Below are 20,904 nucleotides of genomic sequence, written 5' to 3'. Positions count from 1 at the left end.
GTGGGGCCCTTACGGCAACGCCACAAGGCGCAGGATTTCCGCAATGACGTCATCGGCGGTTTTGGCGCTGCCCTGCGCTTCGAAGCTTAAGGATATGCGATGGCGAAAGACGTCATGGGCAATAGCGCGAATGTCGGCGGGGTCGACATAGTCGCGCCCGTTCATCCAGGCATGAGCGCGCCCGCACTTATCAAGCGCCAATGACGCGCGGGGGCTGGCCCCGATCTCGATCCAGTTAGCAAGCTCTTCGCTCAGGTTTTCTGGTGTTCGGGTCGCTTGCACAAGATCTGCCATATACCTGTCCATCGCGTCCGAGACATGGATCTGGCCGATTTCCGAACGCGCGGTGAACACAGCGTCCTGTGGGATTGGGGCAGGGCGTTCCCCAGACATTTCCCGGCCTGTTGCGATTTCCTCGTTCCGGACCAGGCGTATGACTTCGACCTCGTCTTCGACCGGCGGGTAGGTGATCTGAACATGCATCAGAAACCGGTCCATTTGCGCTTCGGGCAGGGGGTACGTGCCCTCTTGTTCAATGGGGTTTTGCGTGGCCATTACGATGAACAACGGGTCCATTTTATGCGTTGTTCCGGAAACCGTGACCTGCCGTTCTTCCATCGCCTCAAGCAGCGCGGCCTGAACCTTGGCCGGGGCTCTGTTGATTTCGTCCGCCAATACGATGTTGGCAAAGATCGGGCCGGGATCGAAGCGAAACGTGCTGCCCGTATCGGTTTGCTGAAACACTTCGGTTCCGGTCACGTCTGACGGAAGAAGGTCTGGCGTGAACTGAATCCGGCTGAAACTGGCGTCCATGTTGCGCGCCATTGCTTTGACGGCGCGGGTCTTTGCAAGGCCGGGCAATCCTTCGATCAACAGGTTACCGTTTGCCAGCAAACCGATGATCAGGCGATCAATGACTTCGGTCTGGCCAATGATGGACTGTCCCATTCGGGCCTTGAGGTCGCTTATTTGTTCGTGTGCATTCATTTTGGTGATCCAATTGCAGCCAATCGGTTAAAACAGGCTGGCAGGTTTCCAAATTATCCGGGCGGTCAGAAATATTTCGTAATGACTGCAGGTTAGCAGCCCTTCCGAAGTCAATCCACTACGAAATCCGGCTTGCAAGCCGCCTCATATCCGCCAACAGATCGGGCCTGATCTCTCCGGTGTTTGGATTGTCGCGCAACGTCTTGAACCAATGGTCCGGCGGCTGTTTGCCAGCGGCCCGGTTCCACGTCAAAGCGCCGAGGACGGATTGCGCATCGGCGTTTAATTCCTGAGGGATTTCAAAGCCATTAAGCACCGCCCAAACGCCGGTCCACAGCCGGGCGACTGACCATGGGTTATAGCCGCCTCCGCCCAGAACAAGAAACCTGGGTGCCATATCTCTTAGGTGTGCCGCGGCGCGCCAATGGGCGTTGTTTGACAGAGACAGGCGTGACAGCGGGTCCTCGGCGACAGCATCCGCGCCACATTGAAGGATAATCGCCTGCGGGCGAAACGTGGCCGTGGCGGGCAGGATCACCTGATCCAGTATCGCGTAGAACTCACTATCGTTCAGTCCGCGCGCGACTGGCAGGTTGAACGCAGCACCCCCAGCCGTGTCTTCAAGCGCACCGGTAAAGGGCCAGCGTCGCGCCTCGTGGACCGAGATCATTCTGACTTTGGAAGATCCGCAAAAGGCGGCTTCGACCCCGTCACAATGATGCGCGTCGATATCCACGTAAACGATACGCTCTAGACCTGCGTTCAGAAAGGTCAGGATCGCAAGTACAGGATCGTTCAGATAGCAGAACCCGTTTGCGCGGTCAGGCAGGCCGTGATGCGTCCCTCCGGCCGGGTTGTAAACGATCCCGCCGTCCCGCAGTAGTTCTGCGGCCAGCAACGATCCCCCTGCGGCGGTAGCTGGCCTGCGAAACATTTCGGCGAAAACTGGATTTGAAAGTGTGCCAAGGCCGTATTTCTTGCGCGTTTCATCGGAAACCGACTGTGTCTTTTCCGCTTTTTGAAGCGCTGCAATATAATCGGGCGTGTGAAAGAGGCGCAGGGCGTTAGGCTTGGCCCGGGGGCTGACCCGATATGCCTCGGGGGGAAGCCATCCTTGTGCCCGGCATAGATCAATAACCGTTGAAACGCGCGGGATCGCAAGCGGGTGTTTCGAACCATAGGTCGAGTTTCGATAGATCTCTGATCCGATGAACAGTGGGCGCATCGCTCAGGTGGTGGAAGTTGGTTGTTGATCTTCACCCAGTCGTCCATCCAGCGACATCAGGATTGCGATCGGGCGCAGCGCGGGGATGTGGCTGAAGACAATAAGGATGCAGACCGTCAGAGGTACACTTAGAAAGGCGCCGATCATGCCCCAGACGGTTGTCCAGAAGGTCAGCGCGAGAATGACCAGAAACGTCGACATGTTCAGCGAACGCCCCAGCATGGCGGGGTCCAGAAAATTGCCGATGAGGAACTGGATTGTCCCGCATCCAAATACGATGATGAGGAACGGACCGATGCTGTCGAACTGAACAAGTGCAATCATCGCAGGAAAAATCACCGCAATGATCGAACCGATTGAGGGGATGAAATTCAGCGCAAAAGTAAGTACAGCCCATGTTTCGGCGTATTCAAGACCCAATAGTTTGAAAACCGAATAGCTGATTCCGGCGGTGATCAGGCTGATGAATGTCTTAACACCGACATAACGCTGCAGGCTGTAAGAGATCGCGTCCAGTACCGACGCAAATTCGGCCCCGGTCTGAGGGTTTCCTGCCGCCAGTTGTATCTTTTTTCGAAAGGCCAGCCGTTCAGCCATGAGGAAAGCCACATAAAGGCTGATCAGGAAGAAATGGTTCAGCAAGGACGTGGCGCTGCCCAACAGAACGCGGGCGACATAAGACATGTCGATGCTGATTAGGTTGTCCCTGATAAAGGTGGTCACGTCATTGCCGACCAGCCCTGTGACCCGGTTTACCGCGCCGTCGAACTGATTTTCATAGGTGCTGATGGACCGCGCGAACTGGGTCGCTTGGCTGCCCAGAATATACATGATCATGAACAAGCCCGCCAAAACGACTGTCACACCAGCGACATTGGCCAGCCAGACAGGGGCGTGGGTGACAGAAATCACCCGGTCGCTTAGGGCGATAATCAGAACGTTGATCAGCAATGCCATCGTCAAGGGAATAAGAAATGCGGACCCGGCATACAGGCCCAGCACGGTCAGCGTGGCAACAATGGCGGTATCGCGGACGACAGACAGCTTCAGCCGGGGTGTCGTATACGTATCGTTTTGGTCCAAGGGCATCGGTTTCCCGCCGCTGAGCTGAGATTGCCTCAAGCTGGTTATCCTATCCTGATCCTGCACAGCCGCGCGGGATTATGCAATGCACCCAGATATTTGTACGGATTAATTTGTCTTTATACTGGATTTGATGGTTCTGTGATCCAATGAGCCGGGGTAGGCTTTCGGCATGAGCGCGAACGTGATTCCCCTTTTTGGCCGACCTCTTCAGGCGCTGTGGCTGGCCCTTGGTCGCTTTGGTGCCAAGAACGGGTTGGTGATGAGCAGCCATGTCGCCATGTCCCTTATGCTCGCCTTGTTTCCGTTCGTCTTGTTCACTGTGGCTTTGGCCGGATCCTTGTCTCAGGATTATGTCACCAACGAATTGATTGAGCTGATCTTTGGGGCTTGGCCGCAAGACGTGGCCGACCCTATTGTGGCCGAGCTGCGGGCCGTGCTGGAAGAATCCGGCTCAGGCGTCATAACCATCGGGGGTTTGTTGGCCGTGTTCTTCGCATCCAACGGAGTTGTGGCCGTTCGTGCAGCGATGAACCAGGCATATCATGATCACGATAGCTGGCCGTTCTGGAAAACCCGGCTGTACTGTCTGGCGCTGGTGGTAATCGGTGGTGCCACGATTCTGGCGATCGCTGCGGTCGAGGTGGTCTTGCCGGTCTATACAAAACTTGTGTCTGAAAGGACTGATGTAAACGTATCAGAGTGGTTGTCCGTGGATCGGCTGCGATGGACCTTTACGGTTGCCGTTCCAGCCGGAACCGTGATTCTGGCGCATCTTCTTTTGCCGACACGTCGACATTCCGTGATGCAGATTCTGCCCGGCGTGGTTCTTACGCTGGCGCTATGGGCAGCAGGGGGATGGGCGTTCTCGATCTATATCGGTCAGTTTGCGTCTTACAGCACGACCTACGCCGGATTGGCCGGTGCAATGGCGGCCTTGATCTTCCTGTATCTATGCGCCGCGATCCTGATCTTGGGCGCTGAGTTTAACGGCGCTTTGATGGACCTTCAGAATTCCGGCGAAGGGACCGTGGATTGAGACATTTTCTTTTCGGTTTGTTAGTGCTTTTCCCGGCGTTTGCTTGGGCACAGGTTCCGTCTTATGTCGGTTCGGAAAAATGTGTTGAGTGTCATCAGGCCGAAGCCGACGCATGGGCCAAATCTCATCACGCATTGGCGTGGACCGAGGCAGATGCCGGTCATGTTGTCGCTGACTTTGACGGCACCAGATTTGAGCATGACGGCATGTCTGTCGAGTTTTCCAGCGACGATACGCTGCGTGCTCGGGTCACCGAGAAAGACGGTGTAGCGACCAAGTATGATGTGCATTCAGTGGTCGGAATCGCGCCACTTCAGCAATATCTGTTCGAAACCGAACAGGGCAGTTTGCAAAGCTTTGACGTGGTTTGGGATACCGAGCAAAAGCGTTGGTTTCACCTTTACCCCGATCAGGATTTGCCCCCGGATGACGGGTTGCACTGGACAGGACCGTATAAAAACTGGAATGCCCGCTGCGCAGAATGTCATGCGACGGGGTTCGAAAAGAACTATGACGCGCAAACCCGCAGTTACGCATCAACACAGGCGGAGATCGGCGTCGGGTGCGAGGCGTGCCATGGCCCGGGTTCTGCCCATATCGACTGGATCAAAGGTCAAAGTGTCGGCGGCGACCTGACAGAATACGGGTTCACTATGGATTGGGGCAGCGGTCAGACCGAAGCTGAAATCCAGCAATGTGCCGGATGCCATTCACGCCGTGAAGCACATGGTGACGGCAACCCCTTGCCGGGAACGCCGTATCATGATGCCTATAACCTCGCGGTCCTAAGGCCGGGATTGTACCACCCGGATGGGCAGATACTGGATGAAGTCTATGTCTATGGCTCGTTCCTGCAGTCCAAAATGTACGCGCAAGGCGTAGGGTGCATGGATTGCCACGAGCCCCACAGCGCAACGTTGCGGGCCAAGGGGAATGGTGTTTGCACACAGTGCCATTCTCCCGCTGGGAACGGCCGCTTTCCGACTTTGACGGCAAAAGAATACGACGCGCCTGATCACCACCACCATCCTGACGGCAGCGACGGCGCACAGTGCAAGTCGTGCCACATGATCGAACGTGTCTACATGGGGGTCGATGGTCGGCGTGATCACAGTTTCCGTATTCCGCGCCCGGACTTGGGGCTTGGCGAAGATGCCTGCACCGATTGCCATAAGGACGAGGATCAGGAATGGGCGGCGACACAGATTGAGGCATGGTTTCCCCAGTCGGAACAGCGTGGCACGCATTATGGCACGTCGTTTCAGCAAGCGCTGACAGGCCGCGCGGACGGACCCGCCGCGTTGCTTGATATCGCCACCGATCCCGGGCAGGCGGGCATCGTTCGCGCGACAGCGGCGTATTTGCTGCAGGATTTTGGCTCGGACGAAATTGCGGCTCAGACGGCGTCTTTGCTGGCGGACGTTGATCCGGTTGTCCGCGCCAACGCAGCCCCTCTGCAACGATATGCGAGTATGTCGGATCGGGTTCAGCGGTTGGAACCGTTGCTGTCGGACCCGCGCCGTAATGTTCGGATTGCAGCGGCGAAAGAGTTTCTGACTATTCCGCCGCAACTAATGACCCGCGAACAAGGGCAACTGGCCGGGCAGGGTATGTCCGAGTGGCAAGGCGCGATTGCCAACCGTCTAGATTTTCCCGAAACGCACATGGTGCTGGGTGGCATGGCTTTGACGCTTCGCAATCCCGAAGCGGCCGAGCGCGCCTTTGCCGAAGTGATTACCCTTGACCCGCAGCGTGCTGAAGCGTGGCCGATACTGGTTCAACTCGTTCAACTGAACCGTGGGGTCGAGGCCGCGCAGAGCGTTCTTGCTGAAGGGTTGTCGCGGGTTCCAAACCACCCCGAATTGCTGCAATTAAAGGCCCAGATCGGGCGCTGAATTGGCATTGTAATACCCGCTTTCGGCCACGTTCACGGCAAAATCTATCGGTATCCAAGTCGGAAGGAGTAGAAGCTTTTTTCGGTAAGGGGTTTAAATGCTTGGAAAACCGGTTCGGATATCCCAATTGCAACGACCGCTATCAATGTCCCAGCGCATTGAAGATCTACGCACACGGAAGCCGCAATACCTTAACCATGGCGAGGCTCTGCTGCTACAGGGCATCGCGGCTGCGTCCCTGCGCGAGCAGGTTCTGACAGGAGAGCGGGTTTCGTTAGAGGATTAAGAGTCGCCCCGAAACCCAGTCGCTACAACAAATTTCTCGGAACTGTCTGAGCGGGACGCAGGTGGTTTGACGTTGGCAACCTTGGTGAATTTCTGTTTCAGAAGTTTTTGCAGATCGCCCTCGGCACCACCGGCCAGGACTTTAGCGACGAAGGTGCCGCCTTCTTCCAAAACGTCAAATGCGAAATAGGCGGCTGTCTCACACAGTGCCATGATCCGTAAATGGTCGGTTTGCTTATGCCCCGATGAGGCGGCTGCCATGTCCGACATTACCACATCGGCCTTGCCGCCCAGCCATTCTTTAACCTTTTGGTCGGCGTCGTCTTCCATGAAGTCCAGCACATGGGCCGTTGCGCCAGCGACCGGCTCGACTTCTTGCAGGTCCACGCCCAGAACCGTGCCGATCCGCTTGCCGCTTTTTTCGCCCAGCGCATTCACCCGCTTGACAGCGACCTGCAACCACCCGCCGGGCGCGCAGCCCAGATCAACGACGCGCGCGCCGGGGACCAGAAAGCGAAACTTGTCGTCCAGTTCCAATATCTTATAGGCCGCGCGTCCGCGATACCCTTCGGCATTAGCGCGCTTGACATAAGGGTCATTCAACTGCCGTTCGAGCCAGCGGGTTGAGCTGAGCTTGCGCCCACGTGCAGTCTTGACCTTAACCTTCAGGTCGCGCTGCCCGCGGCCCGAGTTGTTTTTGCCAGTCGGTGTCTTCGCCATCAGAACGGTCCGTCTTCCAATACGCCGTCCGCGCTCATTTGTGCATAAAGCAGACCCTCGCGCAGCCCACGATCCGCCACGGAAAGGCGGTCGGTGGGCCAGCAGCGTAATAGTGCCTGCAAAATGGCCGAGCCGGACATGATCAGGGCCTGCCGGTCATCACCGATACGCGGATCCCGGCGCCGACCCTGAGGGCCGAGTTCTAGATAACCACGTATCACTTTGTCAATCTGATCGCTGGTCATGCGCAGGCCATCGACCTTGGTTCGGTCATACCGTTTGAGCCCAAGGTGGGAGGCAGCAACGGTTGTGACCGTGCCGCTGGTGCCTACAATCTGAAACCCTTCACGTGCCTGCTCATCTTTGTAGGGGGCGAAATCGGCCAGGTTCTCTTCGAAAAACCAGCTCATCAAGGCAAACCGAGCCGAGTCATCCTCGACGTCATTGAATTGGTCCCGGAGGGTCGCGACCCCTAAGGGAACACTGATCCAGTCCACAACCTTGGCCGCAGGAAATGGGCTTTCGGCCGCGTGGAACCCATTGTGCAGGCGCATGATCGCCGCAGGTCTGTCCCGGCGCGGAACGGATGAGATGTCGATCCACACCAGTTCGGTCGAGCCGCCGCCGATATCCACGACCAGCAATTGTTCGGTCTTGGTTGAAACCAGCGGCGCGCAGGAGATCACGGCAAGCCGTGCTTCTTCCTCGGGCTGGATGATCTCAAGCGTCAGCCCGGTTTCGCGCCGCACCTGCCGGATGAAGTCGCGTGAGTTTTTGGCGCGCCGACAAGCTTCGGTCGCAACCAGCCGCATTCGTCGGACTTTATTGCGTTTCAGTTTTTGCTGGCAAATCCGCAGCGCCTGAATGGTGCGCGCCATGGAAGACCGGGACAAACGCCCGGTCCGCTCAAGACCCGCGCCCAATTGCACGGATTTTGAGAAGCTGTCGACCACATGGAACCCGCTGCCCTTGGGCTGGGCTATCAACATGCGGCAGCTATTTGTCCCCAGATCCAGCGCCGCATACAACGCATCTGGATCGGGTCTTGCCGGCGCGGGGCTTTCGACCGCCTTCGGGAACGCGCCCGCACCTTTGGGACGCTTGGGCGCCATCGTAACGCCCTCCGATTTTCGAGTTACCCCGACCATAGGTCGCGCGCCTGCGTCGTGCAAGACGCTCATTAAGGTGATGAGAATTTTGATGTGAGGGTTTGCTCAAGACTTCGTTACAAGGCCGGTATCCCATCGTGGGTAAAAAGGTCGTTAGAACTCTGCCTTGTGTCGAAAATCGACCGACCTGAGCCCATATTGAAGTTTAGAACCGATCCATCTGGTTAGGAGGAATCAAACGCGATGCCTGACGTCACCATCGTTTTTTGGCGCGATATCCCAGCTCAAGTCATCGTCGGCAAAGGCCGCCGGGGCGCAAAGCGGCAGTTGGAGGAACGGTTCGAGCAAGCCATCGACCGCGCGGCTATGAAGGTGAACGCCAAGGATAGCGACGCCTATCTGGCCGAGTGGCGCAAGGCCGAACCTTTTGCGGTTGAGGGCGACCCGTCCGAGATCGCCGAGGCCGAGGCCGTGCGTCTGGAAGCGGAATATGATCAGGACCGCATCAAGGCGCTGATCGCAAATGACGGTTGGGCATGAGCCCGAAATCTATATGGGAGGCCGCGATGGCTTTGCTGAACTTCAAGAAACGTGATGCGGCCGAAAACGGCCCTGTGAACCCGACCGTCGAAGCCTTTTTGCAGGGCTATTCGATCGAAGTAATGCCCCGTACGGCCGAAAAGGTCGAGGATTTCCGCGCTCTGCTGCCCGAAGGCACCCGCGTCTACATCGCCCATATCGAGGGCACCCCGATCGAGGACATGGTCAAGACCGCCAAGCGCATCGCTGCCGAGGGCTATCCGGTCATGCCGCACTTTCCTGCGCGGATCATTAAGGACGCGGCGACGCTGGAAAACTGGATTTCTATGTATCAGGGGGAAGCGGGCGTGGATCAGGCGCTGCTGCTGGCCGGTGGACTGGACAAGCCGCAGGGTGATTTTGACAGTTCGATGCAACTGATGGAGACCGGCCTGTTTGACAAGGCAGGTTTCAAGCGTCTGCACGTGGCTGGCCACCCCGAGGGCAACAAGGATATCGACCCGGACGGCTCGACCAAGAATGTTGACGATGCGCTGCGTTGGAAACAGAAATTCAGCGAGACAACCGACGCCGAAATGGCGCTGGCGACACAATTTGCGTTCGACGCGAAGCCGATCATCGAATGGGCAGACGGTCTGAAGGCCGCGGGGATCGACTTACCGATCCATATTGGTATTGCGGGTCCGGCCAAGTTGCAGACCCTGATCAAATTCGCGATTGCCTGTGGCGTTGGTCCATCGCTGAAGGTTCTGCAAAAGCGCGCGATGGATGTATCCAAGCTGTTGCTGCCTTATGAGCCGACCGATGTGATCACCGAATTGGCCAACCACAAAGCCGCCAACCCGGATTTCAACATCACCAACGTACATTTCTTCCCGCTTGGCGGCGTCAAGACTAACGCCAACTGGGCTATCAACAATGGCGGCGCTTCGGCAAAGCCTGCAAATACCTAAGGAACGGACATGACCCGTACTGTCGTAGAATCAAAAACAAAAACCGCCGTTCTGGGCTTTGACGAACCGTTCTGCGTGATCGGTGAGCGGATTAACCCCACTGGCCGCAAGAAACTGGCCGCAGAACTGGAAGCGGGCGATTTCTCGACTGTCGAGAAGGACGCCATCGCGCAGGTTGCAGCAGGCGCGACCGTTCTGGATATCAATGCGGGCGTTGTCTACAACTCGAACCCCAACCCGAACGAGACCGAGCCACCGCTGATGACCAAGATCGTTGAGCTGGTTCAGGGCCTGGTTGACGTCCCGCTCTGTATCGACTCGTCGGTTCCGGGCGCTCTGGAAGCCGGTCTTGAGGCGGCTGAGGGCCGCCCGCTTCTGAATTCGGTTACCGGTGAAGAAGAGCGTCTGGAATTGGTGCTGCCGCTGGTCAAGAAATACAACGTGCCGGTTGTGGCAATCTCGAACGACGACACCGGGATTTCCGAAGACCCTGATGTGCGGTTTGACGTCGCTAAGAAGATCGTTGAACGCGCCGCCGATTTCGGCATTCCGGCCCATGACATCGTGGTTGACCCGCTGGTTATGCCCATCGGCGCGATGGCAACCGCTGGCCAGCAGGTATTTGCATTGGTTCGTCGCCTGCGCGAGGAACTGGGCGTGAATACGACTTGCGGTGCATCCAACATCTCGTTCGGTCTGCCGAACCGTCACGGCATCAACAATGCCTTCCTGCCGATGGCAATGGGCGCTGGAATGACCTCGGCGATCATGAACCCTGTGGCCTTGCCAGTTGGTCCCAAAAAGCTGGCTGAAAAGAAGGCCGAGGTAGCAGCCAAAGGCATCGTACTGCCTGCGGATATGGATGATGAGACCTTCTGCCAACTGTTCGGCCTGGGCTCGACCCAACCGCGCGCCGGCAAAGAGATGGAGGCCATCCGCGCCGCTAACCTGCTGACCAACAACGACCCGCATGGCGGGGCATGGATCAAGTTCAACAAGTCGCCTGAAGAAGCCGCGGCAGCCGGTGCCGCAGGTGGTCGTCGTGGTGGTGGACGTCGCCGCCGCGCGTGATCCGCATCACATTTTGAGTCAAAGCCGGGCCAAGTGCCCGGCTTTTTTTCGTTTGACACCGATCAATGCCTCTCGTGGCCGTTGTAGTGACACTGGTTGTGATTTTTTCGCAGATCAGGGCGCCATTATGACCAAGCATGTTCCCCCGAAACTGACCGAGGCAGATCTGTCGCTGAGGCTGGGCAAGAAAGAGTATTTTGAGGAACTGGTAGAGTTGCAGGCGCAACTGGCGTTGATCCAACAGGCGTTTTTGTTTCACGGGACCAAGGGCGTGCTGGTGTTCGAAGGATGGGACGCGGCGGGCAAAGGCGGCACGATCCGGCGGATCAGTCAGGCGTTGGACCCGCGCAGCTTCAAGGTTTGGCCGATTGGTGCGCCGCGCAACTACTACCTGAATCGTCATTACCTGTTGCGGTTCTGGGAACGGCTACCGCCCGAGGGCGCGATCTCGGCTTTTGACCGAAGCTGGTATGGGCGGGTGCTGGTCGAGCGGTTGGAAAAGTTCACCTCCGAAGATCGCTGGCGCGCCGCTTATGGTGAGATCAACGATTTCGAGCGAATGCTGGTGGATGACGGCACGCGGATCGTAAAGCTGTTCTTCCACATCTCGTCCGAGGAACAGATGGCGCGATTCACCGAACGTCTACGCAACCCGCTGAAGCGCTGGAAACTGACCTATGAGGATTTCCGCAACCGCGAACACTGGTCCGAGGCGGAAGTCGCGGTGGATGAGATGCTGGCGCGGACCTCGACCCAGATAGCGCCGTGGCACGTGATCCCCGCCAACAACAAGAAATACGCCCGGATCAAGACGATGCGAACGATTGTTGAGGCGTTCTCAAGGGACATCGACCTGAGCCCGCAACATCTGGATCAGCGAACCCTTGATGCTGCGTGCGAAGTGTTGGACGTTGAAAAATCGCTGATCGACAGCCTGCGAGCCCGGACAGAATAATCTTGCGGCATCCTGTCGAAACGCGCTTGAAGCTGGTCGTGAGCCAATGTTATTCAAACCCGCGCGGCGGGTATGATGTAATGGTAGCCTGTCAGCTTCCCAAGCTGAACGCGCGGGTTCGATTCCCGCTACCCGCTCCAGTTACTCGGGCCCACGTGCCTGAAACAAGTTTATGAGCGCAGGTACGTTGACCATATCCCCTGCCTGATAGGGCTGGAATTCACCTGCTACTGCGTCCCGAATGACCGCGATATCTTCGGGTCCACCGTCGAAGTGGGCGATCACCCGCGCCGCTGGGCCAACTCGTGTACAGAGTGCAGCGCAATCCTCTAGCGTTCCGTATACCGGTAAGGTCAGGTCAACCGCGTCGACCTTGATGTCAGTCAGTCCGGCGTCTGCCAGCAAACCTGTGACGCGATCCTGATCATGAAAGGCCAAAGGTCCGGGTGCGTTGCGATCCACTTTTGGTGGTGTTCCTAGGCGCGCGGTGGCCGCAATGTGTGGAATAAAGAACCAGGGGTTGCCGGAGAGCGGCCCCCAAGCGGCAAAAGTCATTTGCCCGCCGGGCTTCAGGGCTCGTGCCATGTTTGCAAAGGCAGCAACCGTATCATCGAAGAACATCACGCCAAAACGCGAGATCATGGCATCCCGGTCGCCTTCGTCAAAAGGGTGGGTCTGCGCGTCTGCGAATTGAAAGCCGACATTTGAATGCCCGGCTGCCTCTGCGCGTACCGCAGCTCGATCCAGAAAAGGCTGTGAAAAATCAGCGGCTAGAACGTGACCTTTGGGGCCAACGACCTGGGCGGCCTGAACCGTGCTCGCGCCCGTGCCGCAGCCGATGTCCAACACACGATGCCCCGGTTGAAGAGCGGCGCGATCCAGCACCAGATCCAGAACCGGGGCCAGAAGGGCATCCATCTGATCCTCATAGGTCAGCCATTTCGCACCCGAGGGTGAGTTGCCCCAGAATTCAGCCTGTTCTTCGTTTGTTATCGCCATGTCGCCTCCGGTTCTTTGGGGTAACTATGACCTGCGGCGACGACGGCGGCCAGATTTTTCCTCATCCCCGCCACCGGTGTTGAATGAAGGCGAGGGGAGGGTGACCACCTGCGCCAGTTCCGGAAATGGGTCGGTTTTGTGCGGGATCGCGTTGGCGGCTACGAAATGATCCTGAAACTTGGGCTCAATCGCGGTTTCGACTTTGGTGATCTCGCGCACGACACGTTCAATTTCCTTGCGCGATCCGATGTTGCACAGGGCGATCCGCGCGCCGGTACCGGCCGCGTTTCCTGCGCTGGAGACCTTGTCCAACGGTGCGTCGGGGATCATCCCCAAAACCATCGCGTGTTTGGTCGAGATATGCGCGCCGAACGCCCCGGCCAGAACCACGCGATCCACGGTGTCGACCTGCATCTCATCCATTAGCAGGCGCGCACCGGCATAAAGCGCCGATTTCGCCAGTTGGATGGCGCGGATGTCACCTTGGGTCACAGTGATACGCGGGCCGCCTTCGGCGCTGGCGTCGTGGATCAAATAGGAATGTGTACGCCCTTCGGGGATGCAGCGCGTGGTGCCGGTTTGTTCAGCCGATCCGATCAGGCCGCTTTCATCCAGCAGCCCGGCGATGCGCATTTCCGCCACGGCTTCGATAATGCCTGAGCCGCAGATGCCAGTGATTCCGGTGGTGGTGATGTCCTGATCGAACCCGTCCTCGTCGGACCACTTGTCAGACCCGATGATGCGGAAGCGGGGTTCCTTGGTAATGGGGTCGATCTCGATCCGTTCAATCGCGCCGGGCGCAGCGCGCTGGCCAGAACTGATCTGCGCGCCTTCAAAGGCGGGGCCGGTGGGCGAGGAACAAGCCAGCACGCGTGTGGTGTTGCCCAGCAGGATTTCGGCGTTGGTGCCGACATCGACGATCAGCACAAGGTCTTCCGACTTGCCCGGTTCCTCGGACAGGGCAACGGCGGCACAGTCGGCCCCCACATGTCCCGCAATACAGGGCAGGATATAGACCTGTGCGCGGGGGTTCATCTTGGTCAGGTCCATCTCACGCGCGGGCAGGGACATGCTTTCCGATGTCGCCAGCGCGAAGGGGGCCTGCCCCAGTTCAACCGGGTCCAGACCCAGCAGCAGGTGGTGCATGACCGGGTTGCAGACGAACACCGTTTCCACGATCAGCGCGGCGTCGATCCCGGCCTCATCCGCGATCGAGGTGGTCAGGTCATTGATCGCCTCACGCACGGCGCGGGTCATCTCGGCGTCGCCGCCGGGGTTCATCATGGCGTAGGACACGCGGCTCATCAGGTCTTCACCAAAGCGGATCTGCGGGTTCATCAAGCCGGACGATGCCTTGACCTCACCGGTTTCCAGATCAGTCAGGTGGGCGGCGACGGTGGTTGAGCCAAGGTCGATGGCCAGACCGTACAGCCCTTGCTCATGCAGGCCGGGCCAGATTTCCACGATCTGCGCTACCTCATCCTTGTGGCCTTTGTGGACGGCTACCGTAACCTCCCACTTGCCTTTGCGCAGCACAGGCTGCAACTTTGCCATCAGCGACAGATCGGCGGTGACGGCGTCGATCTTCCACTGCTCGCGCAGGGCGCGTTCCAGCCGCTCCAGATCGCCGGTGGGCGAGTGCATGTCGGGTTCCTCGACCACCACGAAATACAGCCGCGTCGCCGGATCCATGGTGATGGCACGGGCCGCAGCCGCTTTGCGCACGACCTGACGATGGACCTGAGATTCGGGCGGCACGTCGATCACTACATCGCCCTGTACAGTGGCCTGACACCCCAAACGGCGCCCCGGCTTCAACCCGCGCTTGTCGTCATAGCGTTGTTCCACCGCGTTCCATTCGCTCAGCGCGCCTTCGGATACCGACACGCCGTGCTTGGGAAACTCACCATAGCTGGGCGTGATCTGGCATTTCGAACAAATCCCGCGCCCACCGCAGACCGAATCCAGATCGACACCCAACTGCCGGGCAGCGGTCAGGACCGGAGTGCCAACTGGGAAGTGCCCACGTTTGCCCGACGGGGTAAAAACGACAAGGGGTTCGGTGGTCATATCTGGCCTGCCTTTTGTATTCGCGCATCTGCCGCGCAAGATATGGGTTTGTGCGCAAAGGGAAAGGGCAATCAGCGGCAGGTTTTGACCGTCTTGCGTCGTTTTTTGCCGCGGCAATGTCCCGCAGGGCAAAACTAGTTTAGGTCAGGGGCTTTTCCTTAGCTTGAATCCATGCAATAGGGTCGCCGTCAAACGGGGTTTTGCATGGGGTTAGCAGATGCAGATTCGTGAGGCACTCACCTTTGACGACGTTCTTCTGGTTCCGGGCGCATCTTCTGTGCTGCCCGCAACGGCGAACACGACGACGCGCGTGACGCGCGAGATTACCATGAACATCCCGCTGCTGAGTTCAGCGATGGACACAGTGACCGAGGCGCGCATGGCCATCGCCATGGCGCAAGCGGGCGGCATCGGCGTGATCCACAAGAACCTGAGCACCGAGGAACAGGCCCGCGAGGTACGCCGGGTCAAGCGGTTCGAATCCGGCATCGTCTATAACCCTGTGACATTGCGCGCGGATCAGACGCTGGCTGATGCCAAGGCGCTGGTCGAGCGGTATAACTTCACCGGTTTTCCCGTTGTCGACCCCGAGGGGCGCGTTGTCGGTATCGTGACCAACCGCGACATGCGGTTTGCGACCTCGGACGACACGCCGATCCACGCGATGATGACCGCCGACAATCTGGCGATGCTGCAGGAACCCGCCGATCTGGAAGAAGCTAAAAGCCTGATGAAGGCGCGCCGGATCGAAAAGCTGCTGGTTGTTGACGCCGAAGGCAAACTGACTGGCCTGCTGACCCTGAAAGATACAGAACAAGCGGTGCTGAATCCGACTGCGTGCAAAGACCGCCTGGGCCGTTTGCGCGTTGCGGCGGCGACTTCGGTCGGGGATGCCGGGTTTGAGCGTTCCGAGCAATTGGTGGATTCAGGCGTCGACATCATTGTTGTGGACACCGCACACGGCCATTCACAAGGCGTTCTGGACGCGGTGAAACGGGTCAAGACCCTGTCGAACGAGGTTCAGATCATCGCCGGTAATGTAGCCACTGGCGAGGCGACCAAAGCGTTGATCGACGCGGGCGCGGACTCGATCAAGGTGGGGATCGGGCCGGGCTCGATCTGTACCACACGGATGGTGGCCGGTGTGGGCGTGCCGCAGTTGACCGCGATCATGGATTGCGCTGCGGCGGCCGGGGATGTGCCGATAATCGCCGATGGCGGCATTAAATTCTCGGGCGATTTTGCCAAGGCAATCGCGGCGGGGGCGTCCTGCGCGATGGTCGGTTCTATGATCGCGGGCACCGATGAAAGCCCCGGTGAAGTGATTTTGTATCAGGGCCGCTCGTTCAAATCTTATCGCGGCATGGGTAGCTTGGGCGCAATGGCGCGAGGCTCGGCGGATCGGTACTTCCAGAAGGACGCCGCCAACGACAAGCTGGTGCCCGAAGGGATCGAAGGGCAGGTGCCCTACAAAGGCTCGGCCAGCGCCGTTGTGCATCAGTTGGTCGGCGGTCTGCGCGCGGCGATGGGCTATACCGGCTGCGCAACTGTGGAAGAGATGCGGCGCAACTGCGACTTTGTCAAAATCACGGGCGCGGGGCTTAAGGAAAGCCATGTGCATGACGTTCAGATCACCCGCGAAAGCCCGAATTACCGCGTGATGTAAACTCTCGAATTGTGCGATGCGGCGCCTGTTGGGGCGCCGTTTTGCGTTTCTAAAGAGCAAGGGACAGCCCGATGACACCAGCAGCCCGCGTTCAGGCCTCCATCGACATTCTGGACGAGATTCTCGGCGGAGTGCCGGTTGAAAAGGCGCTTACGGGATGGGCGCGACGCAGCCGTTTTGCGGGGTCCAAAGATCGTGCTGCCATTCGTGACCATGTTTTCGGTGCTGTGCGATGCAAACGATCCTTTGCAGCACTTGGCGGAGCGGCAACCGGGCGGGGGCTGATGATTGGCGCGTCACGCGCAGCCCAGGCTGATCTTGCCGCGCTTTTCACCGGCGAACGCCACGCGCCGACTGCTGTGCTGGAAACGGAAGCCGGGCGAGACTTTGCATCTGATGCAGAGCGGTACGATATCCCCGATTGGTTATGGCCGGTGTTCAAGGATTCCTTGGGGGATCAGGCTGTTCCTGCTGCAGAAGCGTTGCAAAGACGTGCTCCGATCCATCTACGCGCCAACCTGATCAAAACCAATCGGTCCGACGCAATTGTGGCACTGGATCAGGTTGGGATCGTTGCACGCGTTCATCCAGCTAGTGACACGGCACTTGAAGTCGTCGAAGGGGCCCGCAAGATCGCACAAAGTCCGGCTTATAAAGAAGGGCTTGTCGAACTTCAGGATGCGGCAAGTCAAGCTGTCGTATCTGCGCTGGACTTGCAGCCCGGTCTGCGCGTTCTCGACTATTGCGCTGGCGGCGGAGGAAAGTCTTTGGCCTTGGCTGCGCATGACGGTGTCGAAGTTTTCGCACATGATGTTAACGCAGGTCGGATGCGTGACATTCCTGCACGCGCTGACCGCGCTGGTGCCAAGATTACGACAGTGTCCACGCAAGACGTTCGGAAACACGGTCCTTTTGATATCGTGTTGGTTGATGCACCATGTTCAGGAAGCGGCTCATGGCGGCGTGCACCTGCCGGGAAGTGGGCATTGACCCCACAGCGCCTGACTGAGTTGACTGAATTGCAGTTTGAAATTTTGGAGGCAACGTCGTCGCTGGTCGCTCAAGGCGGAACACTGGCCTACGCGACCTGTTCGATGTTTAGGCCCGAAAACGATGAAGTCGTCGACAGGTTTACGGCGCTGCATTCCGAATGGAGAGAGGCATTTAGCAAAAGGTGGTTGCCGACTGAGGGCGCGGACGGTTTCTTCGCATCACATATAAAGCGGTAATTTTGACGCATCAAACAACTTGGGGTAGATTGTGGCGAGAAAATTAATAGGGTGTTAATCAATTTGGGCTGATCTCCAAAAAATCTTTTGATCCGAGTTGTTAATGCCTGAAACCCTAGCCTTGATTTCTGAACATTCCCTCAGGAAATTTCCTGCCAACGTAAGGCTTGTTGCTTTGGTCATGCTGGGTGGCGCACTTAGTTTCGCACCCTTTGCCAAAGACCTACCGGAAGCTATTGCAACTGGATTTCTGGTCGTCGGTGCCTCATTTCTGTCGACTGCATTTTTGGTCGTGCTCAGGGGGCAGATCGCAGAACTATTCCTTCGGCAGGCCATCAAGGTCATGGCATCGTTCGCAGAACAGGACATGTTTCCCTGCGTGATCGCGGATTCCGAAGGGTGCGTGCGCCACGCGAATTCCAGGGCTTCGGCTCGGTTCCGTGCTTTTCCGGGGGTCAGGCTTGACAGTTCTCTCAAGTCCGTGTTTGCCAACCCGTCTGCGGTTTTGCTTCGTCTGCAAGCTTTGGCGGAAATTCACGGAAAGGCACGTGAAGACGTTGTCACCGTTGGGTCGACTGTGCCGGTCTCGGTCTTTGATGTTGGGCACGGCTTATATTGCTGGCGCTTCAAAATGGACGAGCGGGGGCAATGGGACGATGCGGATGTTCCTGTTCTGACGCACGGAAGAAATGGCACGCTGCTGCGTGTCAACGGGGCTGCAGAAAGTCTGCTTGGTTTCCGGCCTGAGACCATAGAGCAAGTCTTTGCGACAGAACTCCCGCCTGCTGGTGAAATTGTGCGTGCCGAAACTGCCGATACGTCAATCCCGGTGACAGTGTGTGAGCTTTCACGCTCGGGATCAGTTCAAGATACACTTATTCTTCCAGTGAATGTGTCAGCCGGCCCCGCGCCTGAGGCCCCATTTGATGATTTACCAGTCCCCCTCATGTGCCTTTCGCTTGACGGGCAGATCAAAGAGGTCAACCGTCTGGCCGCCAAGCTTGCCGGGGATATCCGCCCGGGTGAAACGAACGTGGCGCAGATCATGCAAGGGCTGGGCTATCCAATCCACGAATGGCTGGCACGTTCTGCCGCCGATGATGCAGTACCGTGTTCGGAATTTCTTAGGTTAAGTCGCAAGGATAAAGAGGTCTTCGTTCAAGTCACTCTGAGCAAGGTCGTCAACAAGGGCGAAGTTTGCCTGATCGCCGTGCTGAACGATGCGACGGAGCTTAAGACTTTGGAGGCCCAGTTCGTTCAGGGACAAAAGATGCAGGCCGTTGGGCAACTGGCGGGTGGTGTCGCGCATGACTTCAACAATCTGCTAACGGCGATCTCGGGGCATTGTGACCTGTTGCTGCTTAGACATGATCAGAATGATCCAAACTACGGAGATTTGGTTCAGATCAACCAAAACGCCAACCGCGCGGCTGCGCTGGTAAGTCAATTGCTGGCGTTCTCACGCAAACAGACCCTTCAGCCCGAAGTTCTGGACTTGCGGGATACAATTTCTGACCTCATCCATCTGTTGAACCGACTGGTCGGAGAGAAAATTCGCCTGATCCTCAGCCATGATCCGGTTCTCAAACCCGTGCGGGCAGATAAGCGCCAACTGGAACAGGTTTTCATGAACCTTGTCGTGAATGCACGGGACGCCATGCCGGAAGGGGGGGATGTGCGAATTGAAACTGAGGTTGTTCGTATGACAGAGCCACTTCGCAGGGACCGCGCGACGGTTCAACCCGGCGAATACGTTACTGTTAAGGTCATTGATAGCGGCACCGGGATTGCTTCGGACAAATTGCAAAAGGTGTTTGAACCCTTCTACACGACGAAAAGAACCGGCGAAGGCACCGGGCTGGGCCTGTCTACTGTTTACGGAATCGTAAAGCAGACGGGGGGGTTCATCTTTGTTGACAGTCTGATTGGGTGCGGAACCGAATTCACGGTATTCCTGCCGGTCTCTGGCGCAGAGGAGCGGGTTGTTCCCGAAGAAGCCACCTTGCCTGACGCTCAGGGTGCTCGCTCGGGCGAAGGCGTTGTCCTCTTGGTTGAGGATGAAGCACCGGTCCGCGCATTTGCCACCCGCGCGTTGAGGTTGAAAGGGTACACGGTGCTTGAGGCGGATTGTGCGGAAGAGGCTTTACGGTTGCTGGAAGACGGGTCCTTGAATGTGGACGTTTTTGTCACCGATGTCGTTATGCCCGGCATGGATGGGCCGACATGGGTTCGCAAGGCGATGGAAGATCGTCCCGATGTCCGGGTCATCTTCATGTCAGGCTATACCGAAGGCGCATTCGGGAACTCGGACCACGATATCAGCAATTCGACCTTCCTGCCGAAACCCTTTTCTTTGAACCAACTTACAGAAGCGGTGTTTCAACAAATCAATTGAAACGGTCAGAGCGCGGCGTCATGACATGCGAATTCGGCGGCATGTGATTGGCGAAATGCCTTTTCCGTTTCCGGGCTCAAACTCAAATCGCGTTTTGGCGAGACATTCTCTTGGGTCAAAGATATCTCTGTGCCAAGTCGGTCTTGCAGGAAATCCAGTATTTTGTCCTGATTTTCGTATTTGAAAATGTGACTTGCGCCAACACCGTTGTTCCGTGTGCGAAAAAACTGGCTCTGACTGCCTACATCCGCGAATTCCGGGCGCGGGGTCTGCATGTAAGCTTGAACGAAATCATCAAAGCTCAGGTCGTGGGTGGAATGAGGGTGGCCCAGACGCTCGGGCCGGGCGCGAAACTTGTACCAACTGCCAATCCAGTCGATCGGCTCTCGGACGACGGCCATGATTTCCATCTCGGTGTCGTACATTTTTCGAAAGATATTCTGAAAAAAACGATCATAGCGTCGGAACGGCGCGTGTTTCAGGTCCGGCGGGCCGGTAATCACAAAGTCAGCGCGATCCTGCAACGCCGTGTGGTACGCTGTACTTCCGGTTTTAGGTACGGCCAGGAACGCAAGACGTTCTTTATAGAAAACAAGCAATTATCGCGTCCTTGGCCAAGTTTGTCACAAGGGCAGAGTGGCGTAAACGACTCTTTAACACAATTGCTGAACAGTACTTTCTGT

Annotated in this window: 18 protein-coding genes and 1 tRNA gene; 11 read left to right on the top strand and 8 right to left on the bottom strand. The window is 57.6% G+C overall.

Features of this window, described 5'->3' with window-relative positions:
• Positions 1-9: 9 nt before the first annotated feature.
• The 3 genes from GOX73_RS04665 to GOX73_RS04655 form a co-directional block, all read right to left on the bottom strand.
• Positions 10-987, bottom strand: a complete 978-nt coding sequence (locus GOX73_RS04665; protein WP_171124959.1) for a MoxR family ATPase — start codon at positions 985-987, stop codon at positions 10-12.
• Positions 988-1,105: 118 nt separating this feature from the next.
• Positions 1,106-2,212 carry an acetoin utilization protein AcuC gene (locus GOX73_RS04660; RefSeq protein WP_171124960.1) on the bottom strand — a complete coding sequence of 369 codons (1,107 nt, stop codon included), beginning with the start codon at positions 2,210-2,212 and terminating at the stop codon, positions 1,106-1,108.
• A gap of 3 nt (positions 2,213-2,215) precedes the next feature.
• Complete coding sequence (locus GOX73_RS04655) at positions 2,216-3,334, bottom strand: AI-2E family transporter (RefSeq protein ID WP_254428766.1); 1,119 nt, start codon at positions 3,332-3,334, stop codon at positions 2,216-2,218.
• A gap of 133 nt (positions 3,335-3,467) precedes the next feature.
• On the opposite strand from GOX73_RS04655, the gene GOX73_RS04650 reads away from it, so the two are divergent.
• From GOX73_RS04650 to GOX73_RS04640, 3 genes are all read left to right on the top strand, one after another.
• Positions 3,468-4,334, top strand: coding sequence for a YihY/virulence factor BrkB family protein (locus GOX73_RS04650; protein ID WP_171124961.1), 867 nt, complete (start codon positions 3,468-3,470; stop codon positions 4,332-4,334).
• Positions 4,331-6,229 (top strand): cytochrome c3 family protein, encoded by a 1,899-nt coding sequence (locus tag GOX73_RS04645; RefSeq protein WP_171124962.1) that lies wholly within the window; start codon positions 4,331-4,333, stop codon positions 6,227-6,229. Before GOX73_RS04650 ends, GOX73_RS04645 begins: the two co-directional genes overlap by 4 nt.
• 145 nt (positions 6,230-6,374) lie before the next feature.
• A complete protein-coding gene (locus tag GOX73_RS04640) occupies positions 6,375-6,515 on the top strand; it encodes a hypothetical protein (RefSeq protein WP_171121488.1) in 141 nt (46 codons plus the stop codon).
• Here the strand turns inward: GOX73_RS04640 and GOX73_RS04635 are convergent.
• Both GOX73_RS04635 and GOX73_RS04630 read right to left on the bottom strand, forming a co-directional pair.
• Positions 6,512-7,234, bottom strand: coding sequence for an RlmE family RNA methyltransferase (locus GOX73_RS04635; RefSeq protein WP_171124964.1), 723 nt, complete (start codon positions 7,232-7,234; stop codon positions 6,512-6,514). The two genes, GOX73_RS04640 and GOX73_RS04635, sit on opposite strands and share 4 nt — an antisense overlap.
• Positions 7,234-8,346, bottom strand: a complete 1,113-nt coding sequence (locus GOX73_RS04630) for a Ppx/GppA phosphatase family protein (RefSeq protein WP_171124965.1) — start codon at positions 8,344-8,346, stop codon at positions 7,234-7,236. The genes GOX73_RS04635 and GOX73_RS04630 overlap by 1 nt, the downstream gene beginning before the upstream one ends.
• Positions 8,347-8,586: 240 nt before the next feature.
• Here GOX73_RS04630 and GOX73_RS04625 point away from each other — a divergent pair, with 240 nt between their 5' ends.
• The 5 genes from GOX73_RS04625 (at position 8,587) to GOX73_RS04605 (ending at position 12,002) form a co-directional block, all read left to right on the top strand.
• On the top strand, positions 8,587-8,883 hold the full coding sequence (locus tag GOX73_RS04625; protein WP_171121485.1) for a virulence factor: 297 nt from the start codon (positions 8,587-8,589) through the stop codon (positions 8,881-8,883).
• A gap of 26 nt (positions 8,884-8,909) precedes the next feature.
• A complete protein-coding gene (locus tag GOX73_RS04620; protein ID WP_171125321.1) occupies positions 8,910-9,836 on the top strand; it encodes a methylenetetrahydrofolate reductase in 927 nt (308 codons plus the stop codon).
• Positions 9,837-9,845: 9 nt separating this feature from the next.
• A complete protein-coding gene (locus tag GOX73_RS04615) occupies positions 9,846-10,907 on the top strand; it encodes a methyltetrahydrofolate cobalamin methyltransferase (RefSeq protein WP_171121484.1) in 1,062 nt (353 codons plus the stop codon).
• A gap of 127 nt (positions 10,908-11,034) precedes the next feature.
• The gene (locus GOX73_RS04610; protein ID WP_171124968.1) at positions 11,035-11,862 is read left to right on the top strand and encodes a polyphosphate kinase 2 family protein; all 828 of its coding nucleotides are present in this window, start codon (positions 11,035-11,037) and stop codon (positions 11,860-11,862) included.
• Between the two features lie 66 nt (positions 11,863-11,928).
• Positions 11,929-12,002: transfer RNA gene (locus tag GOX73_RS04605), tRNA-Gly, on the top strand.
• A 1-nt stretch (position 12,003) separates the two neighbouring features.
• Here GOX73_RS04605 and GOX73_RS04600 read toward each other — a convergent pair.
• Both GOX73_RS04600 and GOX73_RS04595 read right to left on the bottom strand, forming a co-directional pair.
• Positions 12,004-12,861, bottom strand: coding sequence for a class I SAM-dependent methyltransferase (locus GOX73_RS04600; protein WP_171124970.1), 858 nt, complete (start codon positions 12,859-12,861; stop codon positions 12,004-12,006).
• 24 nt (positions 12,862-12,885) lie between these two features.
• Positions 12,886-14,931: an ASKHA domain-containing protein gene (locus tag GOX73_RS04595; RefSeq protein WP_171124972.1), complete on the bottom strand. Its 2,046-nt coding sequence runs from the start codon at positions 14,929-14,931 to the stop codon at positions 12,886-12,888.
• 217 nt (positions 14,932-15,148) lie between these two features.
• On the opposite strand from GOX73_RS04595, the gene guaB reads away from it, so the two are divergent.
• The 3 genes from guaB (at position 15,149) to GOX73_RS04580 (ending at position 20,221) form a co-directional block, all read left to right on the top strand.
• On the top strand, positions 15,149-16,597 hold the full coding sequence (guaB, locus tag GOX73_RS04590) for an IMP dehydrogenase (RefSeq protein ID WP_171124974.1): 1,449 nt from the start codon (positions 15,149-15,151) through the stop codon (positions 16,595-16,597).
• 71 nt (positions 16,598-16,668) lie between these two features.
• Positions 16,669-17,826, top strand: coding sequence for an RsmB/NOP family class I SAM-dependent RNA methyltransferase (locus tag GOX73_RS04585; RefSeq protein WP_171124976.1), 1,158 nt, complete (start codon positions 16,669-16,671; stop codon positions 17,824-17,826).
• A 103-nt stretch (positions 17,827-17,929) separates the two neighbouring features.
• A complete protein-coding gene (locus tag GOX73_RS04580; protein WP_171124978.1) occupies positions 17,930-20,221 on the top strand; it encodes an ATP-binding protein in 2,292 nt (763 codons plus the stop codon).
• A gap of 5 nt (positions 20,222-20,226) precedes the next feature.
• Here the strand turns inward: GOX73_RS04580 and GOX73_RS04575 are convergent, their stop codons facing one another.
• The gene (locus tag GOX73_RS04575) at positions 20,227-20,820 is read right to left on the bottom strand and encodes a sulfotransferase family 2 domain-containing protein (protein WP_171134802.1); all 594 of its coding nucleotides are present in this window, start codon (positions 20,818-20,820) and stop codon (positions 20,227-20,229) included.
• Between the last annotated feature and the right edge of the window lie 84 nt (positions 20,821-20,904).

The sequence above is a fragment of the Ruegeria sp. HKCCD7221 genome (assembly GCF_013031225.1).
In the GTDB taxonomy this organism is placed as follows: domain Bacteria; phylum Pseudomonadota; class Alphaproteobacteria; order Rhodobacterales; family Rhodobacteraceae; genus Ruegeria.
Note: the sequence above shows the minus strand (reverse complement) of the source record. Positions and strands in the feature narration are given on the sequence as shown.